Annotated in this window: 20 protein-coding genes; 10 read left to right on the forward strand and 10 right to left on the reverse strand. The window is 40.5% G+C overall.

Annotation, left to right across the window (positions count from 1 at the left end):
- The first annotated feature begins 128 nt into the window (after window positions 1-128).
- The gene (locus tag KSMBR1_RS07935) at window positions 129-671 is read left to right on the forward strand and encodes a pyruvoyl-dependent arginine decarboxylase (protein ID WP_169703198.1); all 543 of its coding nucleotides are present in this window, start codon (window positions 129-131) and stop codon (window positions 669-671) included.
- A 69-nt stretch (window positions 672-740) separates the two neighbouring features.
- Window positions 741-1,976, forward strand: a complete 1,236-nt coding sequence (gene argJ, locus KSMBR1_RS07940; RefSeq protein ID WP_099324830.1) for a bifunctional glutamate N-acetyltransferase/amino-acid acetyltransferase ArgJ — start codon at window positions 741-743, stop codon at window positions 1,974-1,976.
- A gap of 475 nt (window positions 1,977-2,451) precedes the next feature.
- Here the strand turns inward: argJ and miaB are convergent, their stop codons facing one another.
- The gene (gene miaB / locus KSMBR1_RS07950; protein WP_099324832.1) at window positions 2,452-3,795 is read right to left on the reverse strand and encodes a tRNA (N6-isopentenyl adenosine(37)-C2)-methylthiotransferase MiaB; all 1,344 of its coding nucleotides are present in this window, start codon (window positions 3,793-3,795) and stop codon (window positions 2,452-2,454) included.
- Between the two features lie 227 nt (window positions 3,796-4,022).
- On the opposite strand from miaB, the gene KSMBR1_RS07955 reads away from it, so the two are divergent.
- Window positions 4,023-4,565 (forward strand): cysteine hydrolase family protein, encoded by a 543-nt coding sequence (locus KSMBR1_RS07955; RefSeq protein WP_230405728.1) that lies wholly within the window; start codon window positions 4,023-4,025, stop codon window positions 4,563-4,565.
- Between the two features lie 40 nt (window positions 4,566-4,605).
- Window positions 4,606-5,742: a cation:proton antiporter gene (locus KSMBR1_RS07960; protein ID WP_099324834.1), complete on the forward strand. Its 1,137-nt coding sequence runs from the start codon at window positions 4,606-4,608 to the stop codon at window positions 5,740-5,742.
- A 177-nt stretch (window positions 5,743-5,919) separates the two neighbouring features.
- Here KSMBR1_RS07960 and KSMBR1_RS07965 read toward each other — a convergent pair whose 3' ends face one another.
- The 4 genes from KSMBR1_RS07965 to mazG form a co-directional block, all read right to left on the reverse strand.
- Window positions 5,920-6,534, reverse strand: a complete 615-nt coding sequence (locus KSMBR1_RS07965; protein ID WP_099324835.1) for a 3'-5' exonuclease — start codon at window positions 6,532-6,534, stop codon at window positions 5,920-5,922.
- Between the two features lie 183 nt (window positions 6,535-6,717).
- Window positions 6,718-7,023 carry a solute carrier family 23 protein gene (locus KSMBR1_RS21940; RefSeq protein ID WP_230405727.1) on the reverse strand — a complete coding sequence of 102 codons (306 nt, stop codon included), beginning with the start codon at window positions 7,021-7,023 and terminating at the stop codon, window positions 6,718-6,720.
- Between the two features lie 94 nt (window positions 7,024-7,117).
- Window positions 7,118-7,573 (reverse strand): hypothetical protein, encoded by a 456-nt coding sequence (locus tag KSMBR1_RS21945; protein WP_197705379.1) that lies wholly within the window; start codon window positions 7,571-7,573, stop codon window positions 7,118-7,120.
- Window positions 7,554-8,363: a nucleoside triphosphate pyrophosphohydrolase gene (gene mazG, locus KSMBR1_RS07975; RefSeq protein ID WP_099327014.1), complete on the reverse strand. Its 810-nt coding sequence runs from the start codon at window positions 8,361-8,363 to the stop codon at window positions 7,554-7,556. Before mazG ends, KSMBR1_RS21945 begins: the two co-directional genes overlap by 20 nt.
- A gap of 610 nt (window positions 8,364-8,973) precedes the next feature.
- Here mazG and KSMBR1_RS07985 point away from each other — a divergent pair.
- The 6 genes from KSMBR1_RS07985 (at window position 8,974) to tyrS (ending at window position 15,940) form a co-directional block, all read left to right on the forward strand.
- Window positions 8,974-10,038: a porin gene (locus KSMBR1_RS07985; protein ID WP_169703197.1), complete on the forward strand. Its 1,065-nt coding sequence runs from the start codon at window positions 8,974-8,976 to the stop codon at window positions 10,036-10,038.
- A gap of 183 nt (window positions 10,039-10,221) precedes the next feature.
- Window positions 10,222-11,796 carry a sensor histidine kinase gene (locus KSMBR1_RS07990; protein WP_099324838.1) on the forward strand — a complete coding sequence of 525 codons (1,575 nt, stop codon included), beginning with the start codon at window positions 10,222-10,224 and terminating at the stop codon, window positions 11,794-11,796.
- A 7-nt stretch (window positions 11,797-11,803) separates the two neighbouring features.
- Window positions 11,804-13,150 carry a sigma-54-dependent transcriptional regulator gene (locus tag KSMBR1_RS07995; protein ID WP_230408058.1) on the forward strand — a complete coding sequence of 449 codons (1,347 nt, stop codon included), beginning with the start codon at window positions 11,804-11,806 and terminating at the stop codon, window positions 13,148-13,150.
- A 319-nt stretch (window positions 13,151-13,469) separates the two neighbouring features.
- Window positions 13,470-13,868 (forward strand): secondary thiamine-phosphate synthase enzyme YjbQ, encoded by a 399-nt coding sequence (locus tag KSMBR1_RS08000; protein WP_099324840.1) that lies wholly within the window; start codon window positions 13,470-13,472, stop codon window positions 13,866-13,868.
- Entirely contained in the window at window positions 13,861-14,640 is a 780-nt protein-coding gene (locus tag KSMBR1_RS08005) for a CPBP family intramembrane glutamic endopeptidase (RefSeq protein ID WP_157820465.1), read from the forward strand. The genes KSMBR1_RS08000 and KSMBR1_RS08005 overlap by 8 nt, the downstream gene beginning before the upstream one ends.
- Before the next feature lie 85 nt (window positions 14,641-14,725).
- Window positions 14,726-15,940 carry a tyrosine--tRNA ligase gene (tyrS, locus tag KSMBR1_RS08010; protein WP_099324842.1) on the forward strand — a complete coding sequence of 405 codons (1,215 nt, stop codon included), beginning with the start codon at window positions 14,726-14,728 and terminating at the stop codon, window positions 15,938-15,940.
- 203 nt (window positions 15,941-16,143) lie between these two features.
- Here tyrS and KSMBR1_RS08015 read toward each other — a convergent pair whose 3' ends face one another.
- From KSMBR1_RS08015 to KSMBR1_RS08035, 5 genes are all read right to left on the reverse strand, one after another.
- Entirely contained in the window at window positions 16,144-16,500 is a 357-nt protein-coding gene (locus KSMBR1_RS08015; RefSeq protein ID WP_099324843.1) for a DUF5615 family PIN-like protein, read from the reverse strand.
- A complete protein-coding gene (locus tag KSMBR1_RS08020) occupies window positions 16,500-16,739 on the reverse strand; it encodes a DUF433 domain-containing protein (RefSeq protein WP_099327015.1) in 240 nt (79 codons plus the stop codon). Before KSMBR1_RS08020 ends, KSMBR1_RS08015 begins: the two co-directional genes overlap by 1 nt.
- A gap of 313 nt (window positions 16,740-17,052) precedes the next feature.
- On the reverse strand, window positions 17,053-17,556 hold the full coding sequence (locus KSMBR1_RS08025; protein ID WP_099324844.1) for an SH3 domain-containing protein: 504 nt from the start codon (window positions 17,554-17,556) through the stop codon (window positions 17,053-17,055).
- Window positions 17,557-17,639: 83 nt separating this feature from the next.
- Entirely contained in the window at window positions 17,640-19,127 is a 1,488-nt protein-coding gene (locus KSMBR1_RS08030; RefSeq protein ID WP_157820466.1) for a restriction endonuclease, read from the reverse strand.
- On the reverse strand, window positions 19,117-19,347 hold the full coding sequence (locus KSMBR1_RS08035; RefSeq protein ID WP_099324846.1) for a hypothetical protein: 231 nt from the start codon (window positions 19,345-19,347) through the stop codon (window positions 19,117-19,119). The genes KSMBR1_RS08030 and KSMBR1_RS08035 overlap by 11 nt, the downstream gene beginning before the upstream one ends.
- Window positions 19,348-19,352: the final 5 nt, after the last annotated feature.

Below are 19,352 nucleotides of genomic sequence, written 5' to 3' on the forward strand. Positions count from 1 at the left end.
TACTGAAATTTGTTTCACTACCCGAATTCTTTTCATTTTATAAACTTTACACAATCAACCATTCTCGCCAGAATTCTTTTCATTTTATAAATCTTACACAATCAACCATTCTCGAAGGAATTATAATTATGATGATACCAAAGATGGTTTTCTTTACAAAAGGCGTTGGGAAACATAAAGACAAATTGCAATCCTTTGAACTTGCCTTAAGAAAAGCTGGTATAGAAAAATGTAATTTGGTACGCGTATCCAGTATATGTCCGCCAAATTGCAAGATAATCTCCAAGCCACAGGGAGTTCCCATGCTAAAGGCCGGGCAGGTCGTTTTCTGTGTAATGAGCGAAAATTCTACTTGCGAACCAAACAGGATGATAACCGCTTCCGTCGGTATGGCCATACCTTCAACCGTGGGTTATGGATATCTGAGCGAGCACCATGCCTTCGGAGAAACTGAGGAAAAATCCGGCGATTATGCTGAAGACCTTGCGGCTAGCATGTTAGCAAGCACCCTGGGTATCGAATTTGACCCTGAGAAAAACTACGATGAACGCAAAGAAATTTACCGGATGAGCGGGAAGATTGTAAAGACAAGGAATATTACTCAGGCGGCAAGAGGAGATAAGCACGGTTTATGGACAACCGTTGTAGCTGCCGCAGTGTTTGTTTTATAAGGAATTTTTCCCGTTTATTACGTTGAAAATATACTTCAAACTTCAGGCAATAAAACGTTCCCCTAATACATGAAAGAACACGTACCCGAATACTTACAAGAACTTCCTTCAGGGGGCATAGTCACTCCAAAAGAGTTTCAGGCTTCAGGAACTTATTGTGGAATAAAAACAGCAAAAGAGAGTCTTGACCTGGGCATAATTTTCTCAAAAACCTCTGCAACGGGAGCGGCTCTTTTCACAACAAACAAGATATGTGCTGCGCCTGTACTGCTGGGGAGAAAAAACACCCGGGGCGGAAAACTTCGTGCAGTAGTGGTAAACAGCGGCAATGCTAATGCATGCACAGGGGAGCGTGGTTACAAAGATGCTGAAGAGATGGCATTGATAACGTCAAAACTCCTCGCAATTCCTCCGGAAGAAATTTTGGTATCTTCCACAGGCATCATAGGCAAACACTTGCCAATGGATAAAATTTCCGCGGGGATTCAGCAGGCATCCGCCTCTTTAGGCAATACCCCTGCGCATGGAAGATCAATCGCGCAGGCGATTATGACCACGGATACAAGACCCAAAAGCATTGCGATTAAAATAAAAACACAAGGAAAAGAAGTGTTCATTGGAGGAATCTGCAAGGGGGCAGGAATGATCTCCCCAAACCTTGCCACAATGCTCTGTTTCTTAACGACCGATGCTAAAATTTCAGCAGACCTTTTGCATACGTGCCTTGTACATTCAGCAGAGCAATCTTTTAACCGTATCACGATTGACGGGCACATGAGTACAAACGACACCGCCGCCATTATTGCAAACGGGGCTTCCGGCGTTGAGGTGACGTCTGAAGGGGCCGAATTATCACTGTTTCAGAAAGGGCTCGACTACGTTGCCGGATGGCTGGCAAAAGCCATTATTCTGGACGGGGAAGGGGCAACAAAATTCATTCAAATCTTTGTAACGGGTGCAAAATCCCTCAATGACGCTACCAAAACCGCCAGAACCATCGGAGATTCACCTCTCGTAAAAACAGCAATGCACGGAAGCGACCCAAACTGGGGGCGTATCGTTTCTGCCGCCGGATATGCCGGGGTTGAGCTTGACGAAGCAAATACCACGCTTCATATCAATGATGTGCTTGTGTATGAAAAGGGAATGCCCGCCTCTTTTGATCATGCCACCCTAAAAACTTCTATGCAAGCGCGTGATATTTTTATCAAACTGCAAATAGGAACCGGAGATTACTCGGATACAATCCGGACGTGTGATTTATCAAAAGAATACGTCTCTATCAATGCCGATTATCACACCTAACCTGAACACGCCAACAGCCAGACAAACACAAAACGCCAAATACGAAAGTAGAACTACAAGTTACTTTGCGCAGCCTTTGGCCGCAACAAATTCAAATGACAAAAACCTCAATGCTCCAAACTTTACGCAAGCCTCATCCAATCAATGCTTCACGGTTATGCCTTTTGAAAAACGAGCATTAAAAACAAGAAGTTGCTGGATAGTAGTACAGATTAAAAAAATTGTAAAGTATAGAGGCAAAGCATTTGCTACAAAGCTGCTACGTCTCCGTTTATTTAGTACAAAATATCACATTATCTGAATATGGAATTTTTTGTTTCTTGTAAACATTACCCTGCTCAGTTGTTATATACTCAATCAGACTGAAACCACTGGTTTCAGTCTGATTGAGTATATCAATTTATAGCAACTAATTCGCCCCTACATGTAAAATCTGATTACCGGTTTTACGTGGGTTAGATAGTTAGGGGAAATGCTATATTGTGCCAAAAAGTGTAAGGTCTGTTGCTTCATTTATTGTTATATCCACAAGTGTGCCCACCAGCGCTGGTTGTCCCTTGAACACAACAATATTGTTCTGCCGCGTCCTGCCGGAGAGTTTGTTGGGGTCTGATTTGCTTGCGCCTTCGACAAGCACCTGCAGCTTCCTGCCAATCAGTTTTTTATTTTCTTCAAGGCTGATTTTCTTTTGCAAATCCAGTAGCGTTGTATTTCTTTTTTTCTTTATTTCATCAGGCACGTCGTCTGTCAGTTCTGCAGCCTTAGTGCCTGTGCGGGTTGAATACTTGAATATGAAGCTGTTTTGAAAGCGAATGTCTTCCATTAAACACACGGTTTCCTGAAAATCTTCTTCCGTTTCTCCCGGAAAACCTACAATGAAATCGCCTGCCACTTTAATAGTGGGCATGAGGTCCCTCGCGTATTGTATGAGTTCTCGGTAATAACCTGCCGTATAACCACGATGCATTTTTTTTAGTATCCGGTCTGATCCGGACTGTGCAGGCATGTGTAAATATTCACAGGCTTTATCAAGTTGGCTCATGGTGCGGATAAGGTCGCGGGACATGTCTTTTGGGTGTGAAGTTACAAATCGTAGCCGTTCGAGTTTTTCGATGCCATTCAATTCAATAAGGAGGTCTCCAAGGGTGATGTTCCCCGGCAAACTCTTTCCGTATGAATTTATGTTTTGCCCGAGTAGGGTAATTTCCCTGCAACCGTTTGAAACAAGCTCCAACACTTCTCGCTCAACGTCAGCAATTGTCCTGCTGACCTCCCTACCCCGTACATAGGGAACAATACAGTAGGAACAGTAATTATCGCATCCTCTCATAACGGTGACGAATGCCTGATAGACGTTTGGCCGGTATGCGGCAATTCTTTTTACATCAACAATTTCATCCTCATCTACAGCAAGAACGTGGTTGCCATGGTTCCTGATCTTCAAAAGTAATTCAGGCAGCCGGGTAAACATCCTGGTACCGCAGACCAGATCAACGTGGGGCATGCGTTTGAAAATAGATTGTGCGTCCTTTTGCGCCATGCAGCCAAGTACGCCTATGATTACATCGGGATGTTTTTTCTTGAGGGTTCTCAATGCGCCAAGATGTGAATATACCTTGTCCTCAGCGTGCTGGCGCACACTGCATGTATTGTATAAAATGACGTCCGCCTCTTCGACCTTGTCAACAATGCTGTAACCGTCTTCCTGTAAAAGCCCCAATGACAATTCCGCATCGAGTTTGTTCATCTGGCATCCAAATGTTTCAAAGAAAACAGTTTTATACTGCCGTTCGTTTTTATAATCGACCAGGTTAATCATGACAGATAAATAGTGTGCAAAATTGATTAAACGTATAAAAATTTCAAACCATTCTTGTAGGGGTGTATTGCAATACGCCCCTACGTCGGCAAAAACAAAAGTTGCGATTCAATTTTAACTAACTTTAAAAAGGAATCCAAACAGATTTCCCCCATTTCATTCATTCTGTTTGACTTTTATTCTTTCATTGGCGATAATCAGGCCAAATAATGGAACAGGAAAAGATATTGGTTAAAACAAAAAATCTTAACAGTGCTAATACTGCGCTGCTTATTTGTGATATGCTCAATGATTTCGTTAAAAAAGGCGCTTCGCTGGAAGTGCCGGCAGCAAGGGACATTATTCCCGGAATAAAAAAGGAAATACTGTCGGCGAGAAAATCAGGCATTCCGGTTATTTATTGTTGTGACGCTCACATAAAAAATGATCCGGAGTTTTCCTTATGGCCGGAACATGCCGTTGAAGGAACAGAAGGGGCGTGTATAGTTAAGGAACTGGCGCCGGGGAAAGATGATTTTCTCGTTACCAAGAAGCGCTACTCATGTTTTTACAAAACATCATTGCAAAAAGTATTAAAACAGTTTGGTGCAACGCATTTGATAATTACAGGGGTGGTTACTAATATTTGCGTATTGTACACAGTTTGTGATGCATATATGAGGGGCTACGCGGTGACTATTCCGCAAAATTGTGTAGCTGCGCTTACTAAAAAAGATCATGTATATGCACTGCAACAAATGAAGCGTATTTTTAACGCGAAGATACGATAATGTGTAACACTTGTAAATTAATTGCATAAAAACTAACACTATGGGAATGTTTAGCCTTATCGCAATCCTGATTAGCCTTGCAGCTATTTTCAGCTACATAAACTTTCGCCTCATAAAGCTTCCCACCACTATCGGTATTTTGCTGATAACAATTCTCACTTCTTTGGTCATTGTAATATTGGGGCTGTTCGGGTTGGGAGAAATCCATGTGAAAGCGGCATATGCTTTGAACCGGATTGACTTTAATAAAACGCTTATGAACGGCATGCTCAGTTTTCTCCTTTTTGCGGGGGCGTTACATGTCAACCTGGAAGACCTCTCAAAACATAAGTATATCATTATTATTCTGGCGACATTTGGAATTATAGCAAATACTTTTATTGTGGGCAGTCTGGCATGGCTGGTATTTGCGCTGGTGAATATCAAGTTATCCTACATTTACTGCCTTTTGTTTGGAGCGCTCATCGCCCCGACAGACCCTATCGCAGTTATTGGCATACTGAAGAAAGCGGGGGTTTCCAAGAGCCTTGAAACAAAAATCACAGGCGAGAGCCTTTTCAATGACGGAGTTGCGGTAGTTGTATTTTTAATCCTTTTGGAAATTGCAACCGGTGGGCACGAAGTGACCTTTCAGCACATCTCCTTTCTCTTTATCGAGGAAGCGGTCGGAGGAATCGTTTTTGGGTTTGTGACTGGCATGATCGCTTTTTTTATGCTTAAGGCAGTTGATAACTATCAGGTAGAGATACTTGTTACCCTTGCGATGAGCGAGAAAACACGCGGCCACCTGGACTCTTTTTGGGAGTTGATCGATGAAGTATTAAACGCGGTTCTTTTCCTCATGATCGGGATGGAAGTGCTGGTGGTTACCATAAAAATAAATTACCTGATTGCCGGGCTTATAATGATTCCTATCGTGTTGATAGCCCGTTTTATAAGTGTGGGTGTGCCGGTGACGCTCATGCGTTTTCTGAAAGAATTCAGTCCGAATGCCATAAAAATCCTCACATGGGGCGGATTGCGCGGCGGTATCTCCGTAGCGCTTGCCCTGTCGCTTCCTGCAGGGGAATCGAGGGAGGTCTTATTGACAATAACTTACATAATCGTCGTGTTTTCAATAGTAGCCCAGGGGTTAACCATCGGGCATTATGTATCTTCCCTGAAAACTACGGAGTAATTTTTAAAATGTCGGATGTGTAGAACCGTCGGAAATGTTCGTGCCTTCCCAGTAAGTTGAGGTAAACAGCCCCCCTGGTCTCCTTTATTAATGGGGAATACTGTACAGTCGGCAATCGGCAATCTACAGTCGGCAAACTGCAAATTGCGGACGGTGAAAGATAGTTGCGAATATTTGTTACTCTTTCTTAACACTCGAAATACTTACCTGTGGATTAAGTGTTGGTGTAAAATTGTCCGGGAGGAGGTATTTTTCGGGCAATTTTATTTTTTTTGCCAATTCTTCAAGATTATTCACGCCGAGTTCATTGTATGCATGGAGCAGGATTTTTGCACATGCCACGGCGTCTTCTTCTGCGTCATGGTGTTTGAACTCAATTTCAAGATATCGGGAAATTTTATTAAGTGCGTATCCAAGAAGCCCCGGCCAAACACGTTTGGCTATTGCAAGGGTGCAAAAATAATTGAGAGGCGGGTAAGGTATTTTGTACACATCGAGAATGCAGCACAATACACTCATATCAAAACTTGCATTATGGGCGACGAGATAACTGCCTTCCAGGAACGGAAATATTTCGTCCCACAATTGATAAAATTCCGGTTTGTCTTCTACATCTTTTGCTGAGATCCCGTGGATATATGTACTAAACGGATCAAAGTAAAGCTCCGGTGGCCTGATAAGCCATGACGTCCTTTTTACAATCGTTTGTTCTTCAATTATCGCCAATCCCAAAGAACAAACACTGGAACGCTTTGCATTTGCCGTCTCAAAATCTATCGCAACACATTTCATTTGTTTTCTAAAGAAGCAAAAATAGCACTGTATCCTTCAAACGGTTTTTATAAAAGATAAAATCATAACACACAACAGAATCAAAAATCTATTACGTTCTTAAAAAAAAGTATCTGGTAATAAATGTAGCGGACACCAAATGGATTGCCCAGTGGGTATTGCGTGCTTTTTCAGTAATGAGTTTTAAAATGGAATATGAAATAAAACCAATTGAATTCCAGCCGCGCTTTCAATATAGCTGGTGACTGTTGAAGTGCCTGGTATTGCGCCGCTTATTGTTCCCATTGCGTCCGATAGAAACACTCGTTTTATCCGTGGGATTTTTCCGTTTTTATAGAATCCCCCTTGTTCCCCAACTCCGACTACCGTTCCTACGGTATCAAAAAGGTCTAAAAAGAAAAAAACAAAAACGATGGAAATAAGCCCTGGGTGAGTCAGTATTTTAACGGGGTCGCATTTTAATAATGTCGGTTCTATTGAGGGTGGCATGCTGACAATACCCTGATAATGTACCAACCCGAGGGGGACCCCTATGAATGTCCATACAAGATTGCTCCCCGGATTTTAAGGGCCACCATTGTTCCTATTGCAATGACGCCAAACAGCGGTAACCACATTTCCGGCGATTTAGGGTCGCCGAGTCCAACAAGGACGCCAGGTTTATCCACAATAATTCCGCCATATCAAACCCTACCAGCGCAATCAACAATCCGATTCCAACGGCAATGGCGCTTTTTAACGAATCGGGTATGATAAATATTACCAGTTCACGCAATCCGAAAAACGACAGAATAAGTAATAAGTAATAAAACGCCGGCGGTATGGGATAATTGGCAAGAAGTGCCATGAGTATGCACGCAAATGCACTGGAAATGCACGTCGCCGTCATGACAGCACCAAAATCCATCCCGCAACCGGAAAGTACCGCAGGCTGGACGAATATGATGTATGACATTGTCAAAAACGTAGTCGAGCCTGCAACCGTCTCCGTGCTGGTGTTCGTGCCGTTTTGCCGGAGTTTAAATATTTTTCCGGGCATTCATTTTTACCTTGTTCCAGAGAGCATCCAATTCTTCTATCGAACACTGTTCAATATCTTTTCCGCAGGAAGCAAGTTCTTTTTCTATTTTTTTAAAGCGGTCTACAAATTTATATATGGTTTTATGAAGTATATTTTCTGTGTCAAACTGTAAAAAACGGGAAAGATTCACCACGGAAAACAAAAGATCTCCGATTTCTTCCTCCATGTCTTTTGTTTCTTTCTTTGCGATAGCCTCTTTAACTTCCTCCATTTCTTCTTCCACTTTTGCTATGACATCGTTTATATCTTTCCAGTCAAATCCCACTTTTGCCGCCTTCTTCTGTACTTTTTGCGCTTTTTGAAGCGCGGGAAGATGCTTTGGCAGTCCATCAACAGCAGATTTTCGTTCTTCGTATCCCTTCTCCTGTTTTTTAATCGCCTCCCACTGCTGAACCACTTCTTCTGAAGTAGATGCTGTCGAATCGCCAAAAACATGGGGATGGCGGCGCATCATTTTGTCCAGACATAATTTCATTACATCGTTGATATCAAACTCTTTTTTTTCCCTTGCAATTTGACAGTGGAAGATAATTTGCAGAAACAGGTCCGCCAGTTCCTCTTTAAGTTTGTCCGGTATGCCTGAATCTATTGCATCGATTACTTCGTATGTCTCTTCCACCAAATAGGGTTTTAAGGTTACATGGTTTTGTTCTTTATCCCACGGGCAGCCGTCCTTGCCGCGTAACCTTTCCATCAGTTCCACCATGTCATAGAATAAAGAAATAGAGGTATCCTTTTTCACTCTCATTTCATCCCTTCCGGAAATATTTGCAAAAACTCCATTTTTCAAGGTGGTTATAATAACCTTTTAATTAATGGATAGTCAAACAAATCGTTACATTTTAGTTTTTAGAAAAATGAATAGTAGGGACGAAGTATTTGCCCCTTACCCTTATATGCGAATATCTATAAGGGCTTCCGTAACAGGCGCTTTAGCCAAGATAGGGTATTTAATCACTCATGTTCTTCAAAGTTAATGTTTATTTGAAACATTGCTTGTCATATGGAAACAGCTTTACATTGTTCTATTGCCTTTTACAAGAAACGGGCTTTTTATTTAAACTTTTAATAAATAACACATATGTTGTGTATTTTTTTAGATAAAGAGCTAATTTGTCAATTAAATATAGTGAAAACCAGACAAATATCACCCAAAAAGCTTGAGAAATAAGGGTTGAGAACAGCATAAAATATGGTATCTTTGCAGAATCCTCGTGGATACCATACTTAATCTTTGAATATTCCAATTTTTTAGATGCCCCTTTTCTATGAAATTTTATTTGACTAAATTTTTCATAGTTCATTCCTTCATTTTCTTTGCCTGTATAGTCTATGCGGAAAGGGATGAAAAGGAAGTTATGCCGTCCGCGCCATTGAGTCTCCAGAAAGAAAGACGTAGCTTTTTCCCGCAGGATTTTTATTTTGACGTTGACGCCATTCTCCCGGAAAAAGATGACGAGAAGAAATTTGAGTTTCATGGTTTTTTTGCAATCACCACCCCAGTAAAAGGAAGAGATGATGATTCCCAGCAGCCTTCTTCAAAGTTTTTGGAGGGGAATGAACTCGTTCTCTGGCTTGGCAAACGTATAACAAAAAAACTCTCTTTTGTATCAGAACTTGAGATTGAAGAGGGATTCAATCAATTTGAATTGGAAACATTTCACTTTAATTATGAAATAGTAAGCGATGTACTGCAAATACGCGCAGGCAGGTTTTTGTATCCGTTTGGTATTGAGCGGTTTGCGGAAGAAGGCCCTTTTAACAAACTTGTGGACCGCCCTTTGCCTTCTATCAGGATTATTCCCGGAACATATTCAGACAATGGGGGAATGTTTTTTGGAACACTTCCTTTATTTTTAAATACACGGTTTAAATATGAATTCGCGATAACAAATGGACTCAAGGGCCCGGAACCAAATGATGTGCAGAAATTATGGGATAATAATAGCAGCAAGACCCTGGGGGGAAGAATCGCCTTCGAGTGTTTTCCGGGATTTGAAGTGGGCGGCTCATATTCAAGGGGAAAATATGATGAAAACAACAAACGGGATATAGATTTTTTAGGCGCTGATTTTCAGTTGAAAAGGGGAAATCTGGAAATCCGGGGGGAATATATTACAAGCAGGGTAGAACAAAAGGCAGAAGATGGGGGGAATTATCACAGAAACGGCTATTACGTTCAAACTACTTACCGGTATCCCTTCGATCTGGATTATTTAAAATATCTTGAAGGGGTTTTGCGTTTCGATTCAGTGGATCCAAACAAAGATATTACAGACGGAAACGAAGCCGACCGGATTGCATTTGGAATAAACTATTCACCCATAAAACAGGTAATATTTAAGTTTGAATATGAAGTTGAAAATGAGGCGGGAGAAGGTATTCATGGCAAATCTTTTGTTCAGGCAATAGTTAAATGGTAAGGACTGGTTAATCAGAGGTCAGATTTTTGAAACAGCAACCTTGCAATGAATTTTATTTAAAATGTATAAACCCTTATTATTCATCCTTCGAGAACCTTACCTGATTAACGATAATGACCCCGCGCTATTTTCTGGTCGCCTGTTCGTCCTTGCTTTACCTTTTTCCACCACATAAAATAAATTATGCCAAAATTTAAAAAAATATTACATCCTGAGAAATTTAATTTAATTTTATACTACACCCTCACAAGCTTTGTAATCATTGTCATATTGAGTTTTGTTATCGGAAAAGTATTTGCCAGACTTGAATCCCAGGAATTGGTTAAGCGAAGCGAAAAGTACGCACATAATTTTATCACACACATAAATTATGAACTTTATAAAGACTTTCTTATTCCCACCCTGAAAAAATCGGGGAAAATCGATTTGGAAAATAATCGAAGGCAATTGAGAAAATTAGACAATACCGTAAAAGAGAATTTGTACGGCTTAAATATAAAAAAACTGTATTTGTACGACCTTGAAGGAAATATTATTTATAGCACCCTATCGGAACATATCGGGTTTGCTATAAACCGGGGTGAAAATAAAAAATTAGATTCTGCCATTAACGGCATTCCGGCTTCCGCGCTGCGTCTCTCGGGCACCGTGGATTCAAAAGGCGCCTACGTTCCGGAAACCTTGCTTGAAAGTTATTACCCCTTTTATGAAATGGATGCGGAGGGAACGAAAAAGGCGCAGGTTGGGGTATTGGAAATCTACCAGGACATGTCCGCGTTAAAAAAGCAAATCGCAAAGGCACATCAAAAGGCCACCCTCATGACAGGTTCCGCAATGGGAGGGTTGTTCATAGCCCTCTATCTGATAGTTCTGAAGGCATCGAGAATTATTGATGCCAGAACACGGCAGTTAACAGAGGCACGCAATACCCTGGAACAGAACGTTGAAGAACGAACCCTTGAAATAAGAGAGGCATATAAAAAATTGCAGCATACGCAGCGCAGGTTAGTACAATCTGAAAAATTGGCAAGCATCGGAACTCTTGCCACAGGACTTGCCCATGAAATAAATAATCCGCTTGCTTCCGTTGCGGGTTGTGCGGAAGGACTGAACGAAAGACTTATCTCAATACTAAACCGTCCGGGAAAATATACTGAAAAAGAAGAACTGGAAATTTTCTCTGAATATTTAAAAATAATATCGAATGAAACATACCGTTGCAAATCGATAATCTCAAACTTACTAAATTTTTCCAGACAATCGGAACCTCATTTTGAGCGAATAGATATAAACAGTATTATCAAAAACACAATCGACTCCCTTCAGTATCACCAACCTGAAAACAAGGCAAAACAGAAAATCCAGGTCAATCTGTCGGAAATGCCTTGCGAAATAATCGGAGATCCCCAACAAATAAAACAGGTTTTTATAAACTTAATCACAAACTCCTTCCATGCAACAGAAGCCGGCGGTGAAATTATTATTGCAACCCTACAGAAAGAAACAACCGTACAGATACTCTTCAGGGATACCGGTGTTGGCATTAAGCCCGAATATTTGAACAGGATATTCGACCCTTTTTTTACCACCAAACCAACGGAAAAAGGCACAGGAATCGGATTATCCATATGTTATGGTATCGTCGATATGCATAACGGAAGAATTGATGTGTTCAGCGAAGGTGAGGGAAGAGGCGCCGTCTTTGAAATCACCTTTCCATTAGCGGGAAAGCAAGACAATGCAGAAAGGACAGGATAATTGCCCTATGAGTAAAAAACCTACTATTTTATTTACCGACGATGAAGGCACCTTTAGAAACATTATGTCCAAGGAACTCGACCGGATGGGATATAATGTGACGTGTTGCGCCAGTGGACAGGAAACGATAAAGAATATGCAGGAACGGGATTACGATGTGGCGATACTCGATATGAATATGCCTGTCATGAACGGCATTGAGACCTTAAAAAAAGTGAAAACCATTGAACCCACCACCGAAGTAATAATACTGACAGGACAAGGTTCTATTGAGAATGCCGTTCAGGCTATAAAGCTGGGCGCATATGACTACCTGACAAAACCATGCCAGCTCAAAGAGCTTGATTTATTATTGCAAAGGGCATTGGAAAAAAGAAAACTCAGCAGGGAAAATTTTCATCTCAAGACACTGGTACATGACGTACAAAAACCTTCTTCTATGATAGGAAACAGCCCGGCAATAAAAGCGGTATTTAAAATGATCGATAAAACTGCGCCATCTGACGTTACCGTGCTGATCCAAGGAGAAAGCGGCACGGGAAAAGAGCTTGCCGCAAAAATGATACACCAATACAGCAAAAGAGCGGACAAACCGTTTGTAATAGTAAATTGCGCCACCCTACAGGAATCCTTATTGGAAAGCGAACTCTTCGGGCACGTGAAAGGCGCTTTTACCGGTGCAGCGGAATCCAGGGTTGGATTATTCGAAATTGCAGAAGGGGGCACACTCTTCCTTGATGAAATCGGCGAATTAACCGTTAACACGCAGGCAAAACTGCTTCGTGTAATACAATCGGGTGAAATACGGCGTGTTGGTGATAATCGTGTTATCACCGTGGATGCAAGGATTATTGCTGCTACGCATAAAAATCTGCCCCTAGAGGTTAAGGAAGGCAGATTCAGAGAAGACTTGTATTTTCGTTTAAACGTTATCACCTTGCGCCTGCCTTCTTTACGCGAAAGGAAAGATGACTTAACGGCTTTAATTCAGCATTTTCTCCAAAAATTTTGCAAAGGGGAACGAACCATGGATATGCACCCGGAAGCGTTACACGCTATGACGCTCTACGACTGGCCGGGAAACATTCGGGAACTGGAAAATACTATTGAACGCACTGTTGTACTAGCAGACGGAAATATTATCAGCATAGAGGAATTGCCTGACAATATCCGCGGGAGGACATATGAACACTATGGTAAAAATGGGGAAATCGCGCTTTCTGAAGTGGAAAAGAATCATATTATACAAGTATTGAAAGAAAAAAACTGGCACAAACCCCTTGCGGCAAAAACGCTGGGCATCTCCCTGAAAACCTTATATAATAAAATGAAAATGTATAATATTGATTTATAAATCCCCTTTTTAAGCTACACTTTAGTTTTTTGAAAAATTCCAATAAAAACGATGTTTTGCCACACCGTGTAGTGAGCGAAGCATTCGCTGTAAATTGTCATAAATGCGTTCACACCCAAACGGGCAAATACTTCGCCCCTTTTTCAAAAACTAAAGTGTTACAGATTATTTAGATTTGACAAAATATTTCTCAGCTATTAGGATATATTGTTCCTTTAAAACGGCATGCCTTTTCCGATTTCTCCTTCGCACTCAGTAAAAAGAGTGATGGGAAAAACTTGCGAAATAGATTTTTTACCGGACAGCACTATAAATACAAATGAATACACTATCAGTAAAAACGCGGGCAAAAACAGAGTTTATCGATATCACCGGTGAAGTTCATGCCATTGTGCATAAAACGGGCATTATGGAAGGAATGTGTTTTGTTTACGTGCCGCACACTACCGCCGCTGTTACCATCAATGAAAACGCCGACCCCTCCGTAAGAAAAGATATTGTTGATGAGATAAATAAAATAGTACCATGGAATGATCACTACGCCCATTTGGAAGGGAATTCAGCCTCACATATCAAGGCATCCGTTTTCGGTGCAGCTTCCGCCATCCCTATTTCTCAGGGAAGGTTAGCGCTTGGGACATGGCAGGGGATTTACTTCTGTGAATTTGATGGCCCAAGGAACAGAGAGGTATTGGTACAAACGGTTAAAAGTGAGTAATATACAAACAAAACAAATAATCCCCCTGGAATACCGCTGGAACATAAAGGATGCTATTAAGGTACTCACAACCTACATGGTCTTTACGTTCGCCGGGATGCCGATACTCATCAGCTTTATTCAAACCGTTTTTGGTTTCGAGATACAAACCGCTTCCCCTTCATTTCGCACGATGATCTTGTTTGTCTCTTTCCTTGCCAACCTGTTAATATGTCTCTATATATGCTATATCGTTCGTTTTGAGTATGGACAATCTATTGTCAATTTAGGGCTAACGCTTGTCAATATCGCCGACAATATTAAAATAGGGTTGAAAAGATACCTTGTCACAATACCTGTAATAATGCTGGCCGGTTTTATCATAAACGCGGTGTTTAGTTATTATGGTATAATGCCGGAGATACAGGACGTGGTACAGTGGGTATTGGCCGAGGATTCGGCCATCGTTTTGGCATGTCTCATATTTTTTGGCATTATTGTCGCACCAATTATGGAAGAAATCATATTCCGTGGATTTTTAGTCCCTGCGCTGAAAAGTTACTTTGGAATACGATACGCCATTTTTATAAGCGCTGCCGTTTTTGCCGCGGTACACATGGATATGTTTGCGTTTTTGCAAATATTTATCCTTGGAGTTCTTTTGGGATATTTATATGAGAAAACACAATCCCTTGCCGCCTCCATAGTGGTACATATTTTACATAATTCCTTAACACTGGCTCTTTTGATGTACTTTAAGTTCTTTATGGACAGCAAAGTACCGGTGTTTTAAAAAATTATAACAAATTAATTTTATCGCTTAATTATACTGCCTGCAAAAAACGGCAGTATATTTTCCAATAGGAGACGCACCGCCTATGCCGAAAGACGTAAATGAACAAATGGAAATCTTGCTGCGCGGAACAGTAGATATTGTTTCTAAAGGTGAACTGATAAAAAAAATAGACCGCTCAATGCAGGAAAAAAGGCCGCTTCGCGTAAAACTGGGGCTTGACCCCACTGCGCCGGATATCCATATAGGGAATGCCATCCCAATTCACAAATTACGGGCGTTCCAGTCGCTGGGGCACACGGCCATTCTCATCATCGGCGACTATACGGCCGTCGTGGGCGACCCTTCGGGAGTAAACAAGACACGACCAATGATAACGCACGATAAGGTTCTGGAAAACGCGAAAACGTACCTTACCCAGGCTGGGAAAATACTCGATATGGATAAGACAGAGGTCGTTTATAACAGCAAATGGTTCAAATCAATGACCTTTAACGACGTCATCCAACTCGTCTCAAAAATGACCGTTGCGCGAATGATGGAACGGGACGACTTTTCGAAGCGTTATAAGGCAGGTTCTCCCATCAGTCTGCATGAATTTATCTATCCGCTGATGCAGGGATACGACTCCATTATGGTAAAGAACGACGTTGAACTTGGGGGTACCGATCAATTATTCAGTCTGCTTGTGGGAAGGGATTTACAGAAGGACGCCGGCATGGAACCGCAGGTAGTACTTACCACCTCGCTCCTGGAAGGAATCGATGGCAATAAGAAGATGAGTAAAAGCCTAAACAACTACATCGGCATCACCGAACCGCCGCGGGAAATGTTCGGCAAGGTAATGTCCATCCCCGATAATTTAATGCGCAAATACTTTGAGCTTGCGACGGATGTAAGCATTGAAGATATACAGCAGTTGCTTGACGAAAAAACCCATCCACGCACAGCAAAGGTTGCGCTTGCAAAGGCCATAGTAACTCGCTACCACAACCTCCAGGCAGCGGAAGCCGCCGCGGAAGAATTTGACCGTGTTTTTAAAGAAGGCGCACTTCCGGACGAAATACCCATTATCTCCATACCTGACGGCGAACTTGAAAACGGCAAAATATGGATCACGAAACTCATAGTAAGCTGTAAATTTGCCGCTACAAACGGCGAGGCGCGCCGGTTGATCCAACAAGGCGGTGTATCTGTAAACAGTGAAACCATTAATGACCCCACGCTAAATATAGAAATTACGCCGGGTATGACCCTTAAAGTGGGAAAACGCAGATTTGCAAAAATAGTGTTGCAATAGTAATTGCGCAGGGTGCATTCCCCCCGTTTTTCGGTAAAAACATTAAACGCAGAGGATTGAATGAGAGACAGAGGTTATAGGTTATATTATTTTCTATCAATCTTACTAAAGAAGGGTTCGCTTAAACAAAAACAATACAAGTATTATACAAAAATAGTAGCCGACCCTATTTTACTCCATAATGGGTGATTCCACTCATCTTCCTAATGTAATGTTCTTTGGCGGATACACCTTCTTTCTACAACTGTAAACTTATGCAATATTTGTAAACGGCCACTCCTAAGGATATCTAATAAAATTTGAGCAGGCTCTTCAGGTGTAAAAGGATCTAAACGGAAATATACAACGCCAACAGGAGTTACTGATCTATACTTATAGATCAATTCTCCATAATCTTTGTCAAACGTCAAAATTATCCGATTTTCCTCATAAGCACGCTTTAAAACATTGAAATCTTTGAGTCCAGGCGTATCTTCAATTACAGATGCTACATTATGACCGTTACCACGTAAGATTCGAATACTGACGCCCGGAAAATTTTCATTTGCCAAAAAATCCATCAATTTGTCCCTGAAGGAATTGTATATAATGCTTCTTCGCGCATGCACTCGGCTGAAAAGGCAAATACAGCACGCAAACTTTCCTTTGTTAATGTTGGATAGTTTTCAATTATTTGCCGCTCTGTCCAGCCGTTTGCAAAAAGACCCAGAATGAATTCCACGGATAATCTCGTTCCTTTTACCACTGGCTTACCAAGCAAAATTTCCGGATCTGAATGTATAAAATTTCTCCAATTAATCTCAGGCATTTTAACCCCCCTTTTTAATCCAAAAATAGTTGACCCTGCTTTTCCCCAGTTGGTCAACCCTACCCCGTTAGATAATAAACATCTAATGAAATTGACGTATTTTTTCAAATTGCGGACTTTGGCTTATTTATCAAGGTTTTACAAGTAATCCAAGTCTTTAGTGATAGCAAAACAAAAAACACGTCGCTAATCGTGTCTATTAGAATGTAATTTGTCAATTTGAAAGATTCGACCCCTTCGGCTTCTTACTTAATATTTAAGATGTGACCCTTTTACTCCTCGGTAAAACAGATAAAAACAAGACTTACTTCAACTCCTTTATCAAATAATATGTTACCCACCCACGTTTGCCATTTAAAGTTTCTACCAGTACACCATTGCCTTCACGCCTTATAAGCTTTACTCTATCGCCATGTTTAGCGGTTACAGAGATTCCCTTTGAACGGTTTTTATAATCATTCCAAAGATTTATATTATGTATAGTAATTGGTGGATTAGTGCCTGCATCATAACCATCCAGGGTAACATATTGTTCTTTTTGATTAGCAGACAGTTTTATAATTCCTTCTAACTTTTTATTCCTTTTGTCTCCCTGATTAAATATTGATCCGTATTTTTTTTCTATTGAAACATACGAGAATATAACCCACCCTATTACGAGAATTGATATTATTGCCAATAAAACAACAATCCAAATAGTTTGAGTTGATTTTTTTCCTTTATTCTCTGGATTCAAGAAATATTTTCTATTTTCTGATGGTGGAAAGCGATATCCGCATTCACAAGATTCTGCATCATCAGGACTCATTAATTTGCATGATGGGCACTGTAACATTTTTTCTCTATTTTTTATTCAATCTTGCTGTATTATTTAGGATTAGAATTGTTTTTCTACTTCTCTTGTTCTGCCAATATTTGCTTTGCTTCTTTTAAATCTATCTTTGCTTTATGACCGTGTTTCTCAAGTAAATGTAAAAGATTGCTGCCGTTTAGCAATGTAAGTGGTTTTCCTTTGGCAAATTCATATGCATCAGGACCATAGTCGGCAGTAGACACTAATATCCCTTTTGTTGCACCCTCATTCATGACAGTTCCAAAAAGATCACGAACGGCAGAAACACCGACAGTATTTGTATAACGTTTGGCTTGAATTACTATTTTGCCTCCTCTGATTGGATCGGGATCAAAAGCTACTGCATCAACCCCTGCATCTCTGCTGGATCGGGTAACTTTAACCTCTCCTCCAGATTGAGAAAATTCCTTTTCAAAAAGCTCTCTGATCAAATGTTCAAAATCTTCCCAATCCATTGCGGCGAGATTGTAAGTGTCGCCTAATTCGTCAACAACTTGGTAGGAAGATACAAATCTTTTGTCTTCACGACTAATCTGTAATATTGGTGCAATTGGTGTTAGACTGTGAAGTTTTGAACTGCCAATGCCTTTTAGTTTCTTAAAACAAGCCTTTGGGTCTACATGTTCTAAATTAATTGACAAAAATTCCTGTTTATTTGCTTGAACAGATACTATGCAGGCAGTTATTGTTTGTCCTGTGGCTTTATCTATTGACTCCACAATGCCATTAAAAATGATTGAGTCAATGGCATTTACAACATCAGATTCGTATAGTTCATGAATTGTTCTTAGTGTGATTTGATAAATAAGATCATCATAAAGGTTATTAACTGTTGAATCTGCAAGAAAACTTTCTGAAAACTCATCCCTCGTTTTGATATATTTTACTTCCTTTAATCTTGGGAGTGCATCAATGGGAGGTAATGAGTAATCTACAATCATTATTTTTGTTTCGGGGTTATAATCCAGGTCAAATTCCTGGGGGAAATAATATGGATAATCTGAGGTTGATAAAACATACTTACAATATTTAATTAAAGCATGAGGTTGTTTCTCAAAATATTGTTCTTTTATTCTATATATTTCAATATTTCTTTTTTGTTTTTCAAGAAATTCTCGTTCCTCTTTTTCCCATAGTTTTAGTTTGTCTTGATATAGTTTCTGAAGTTCTTCATTTTTTTTGGTAATTTCTTCTTTAGCTTCTAGCCACTCATTATAATTAATTTTAAATAAACGTTCCGCACGGTCTATTTTTTCTTGTTTACGCGAAGGGAATATTTTGTCCAAAAATTCAAATTTTGGCTGGTAATATTGATTAGTTCTCTTCGGCAGCTTAGAAATTTCTAATAGTTCTGGTAGTTGAGGTTTTTGCTTAAGGAATTTAGATTCATTCTTCAACGCTTCCCACTCAATTGTATAGTTTTTATTCAGCGCATGCTTTAGAATGACCTCTATTTCTTTTATAGCTTCTGTTGCTTCTTTGGTTTGTTCAATTGCCAATTTAGTTTTTAACTGTCTATTTTCCATTTTCAACTTTCCACATTTCATTCCATGCGACAATCTTAGTCTCAGCCATTTGTTCCACTACATCCCTGTCACGCCCACGAATAACGCGGTATTTATTTAAACCTTCATGTCTGATTTCTGCTTTCCACATAGTAGCTCCGCTACTCGAACCTCTCGTTTGGCTCCTTGATTCCATGCTTCTCAATACATTTCTGATCATCACATCATAATTTCTTGCCATACTTA

Origin of the sequence: Candidatus Kuenenia stuttgartiensis (assembly GCF_900232105.1) — a bacterium.
Taxonomy (GTDB): domain Bacteria; phylum Planctomycetota; class Brocadiia; order Brocadiales; family Brocadiaceae; genus Kuenenia; species Kuenenia stuttgartiensis_A.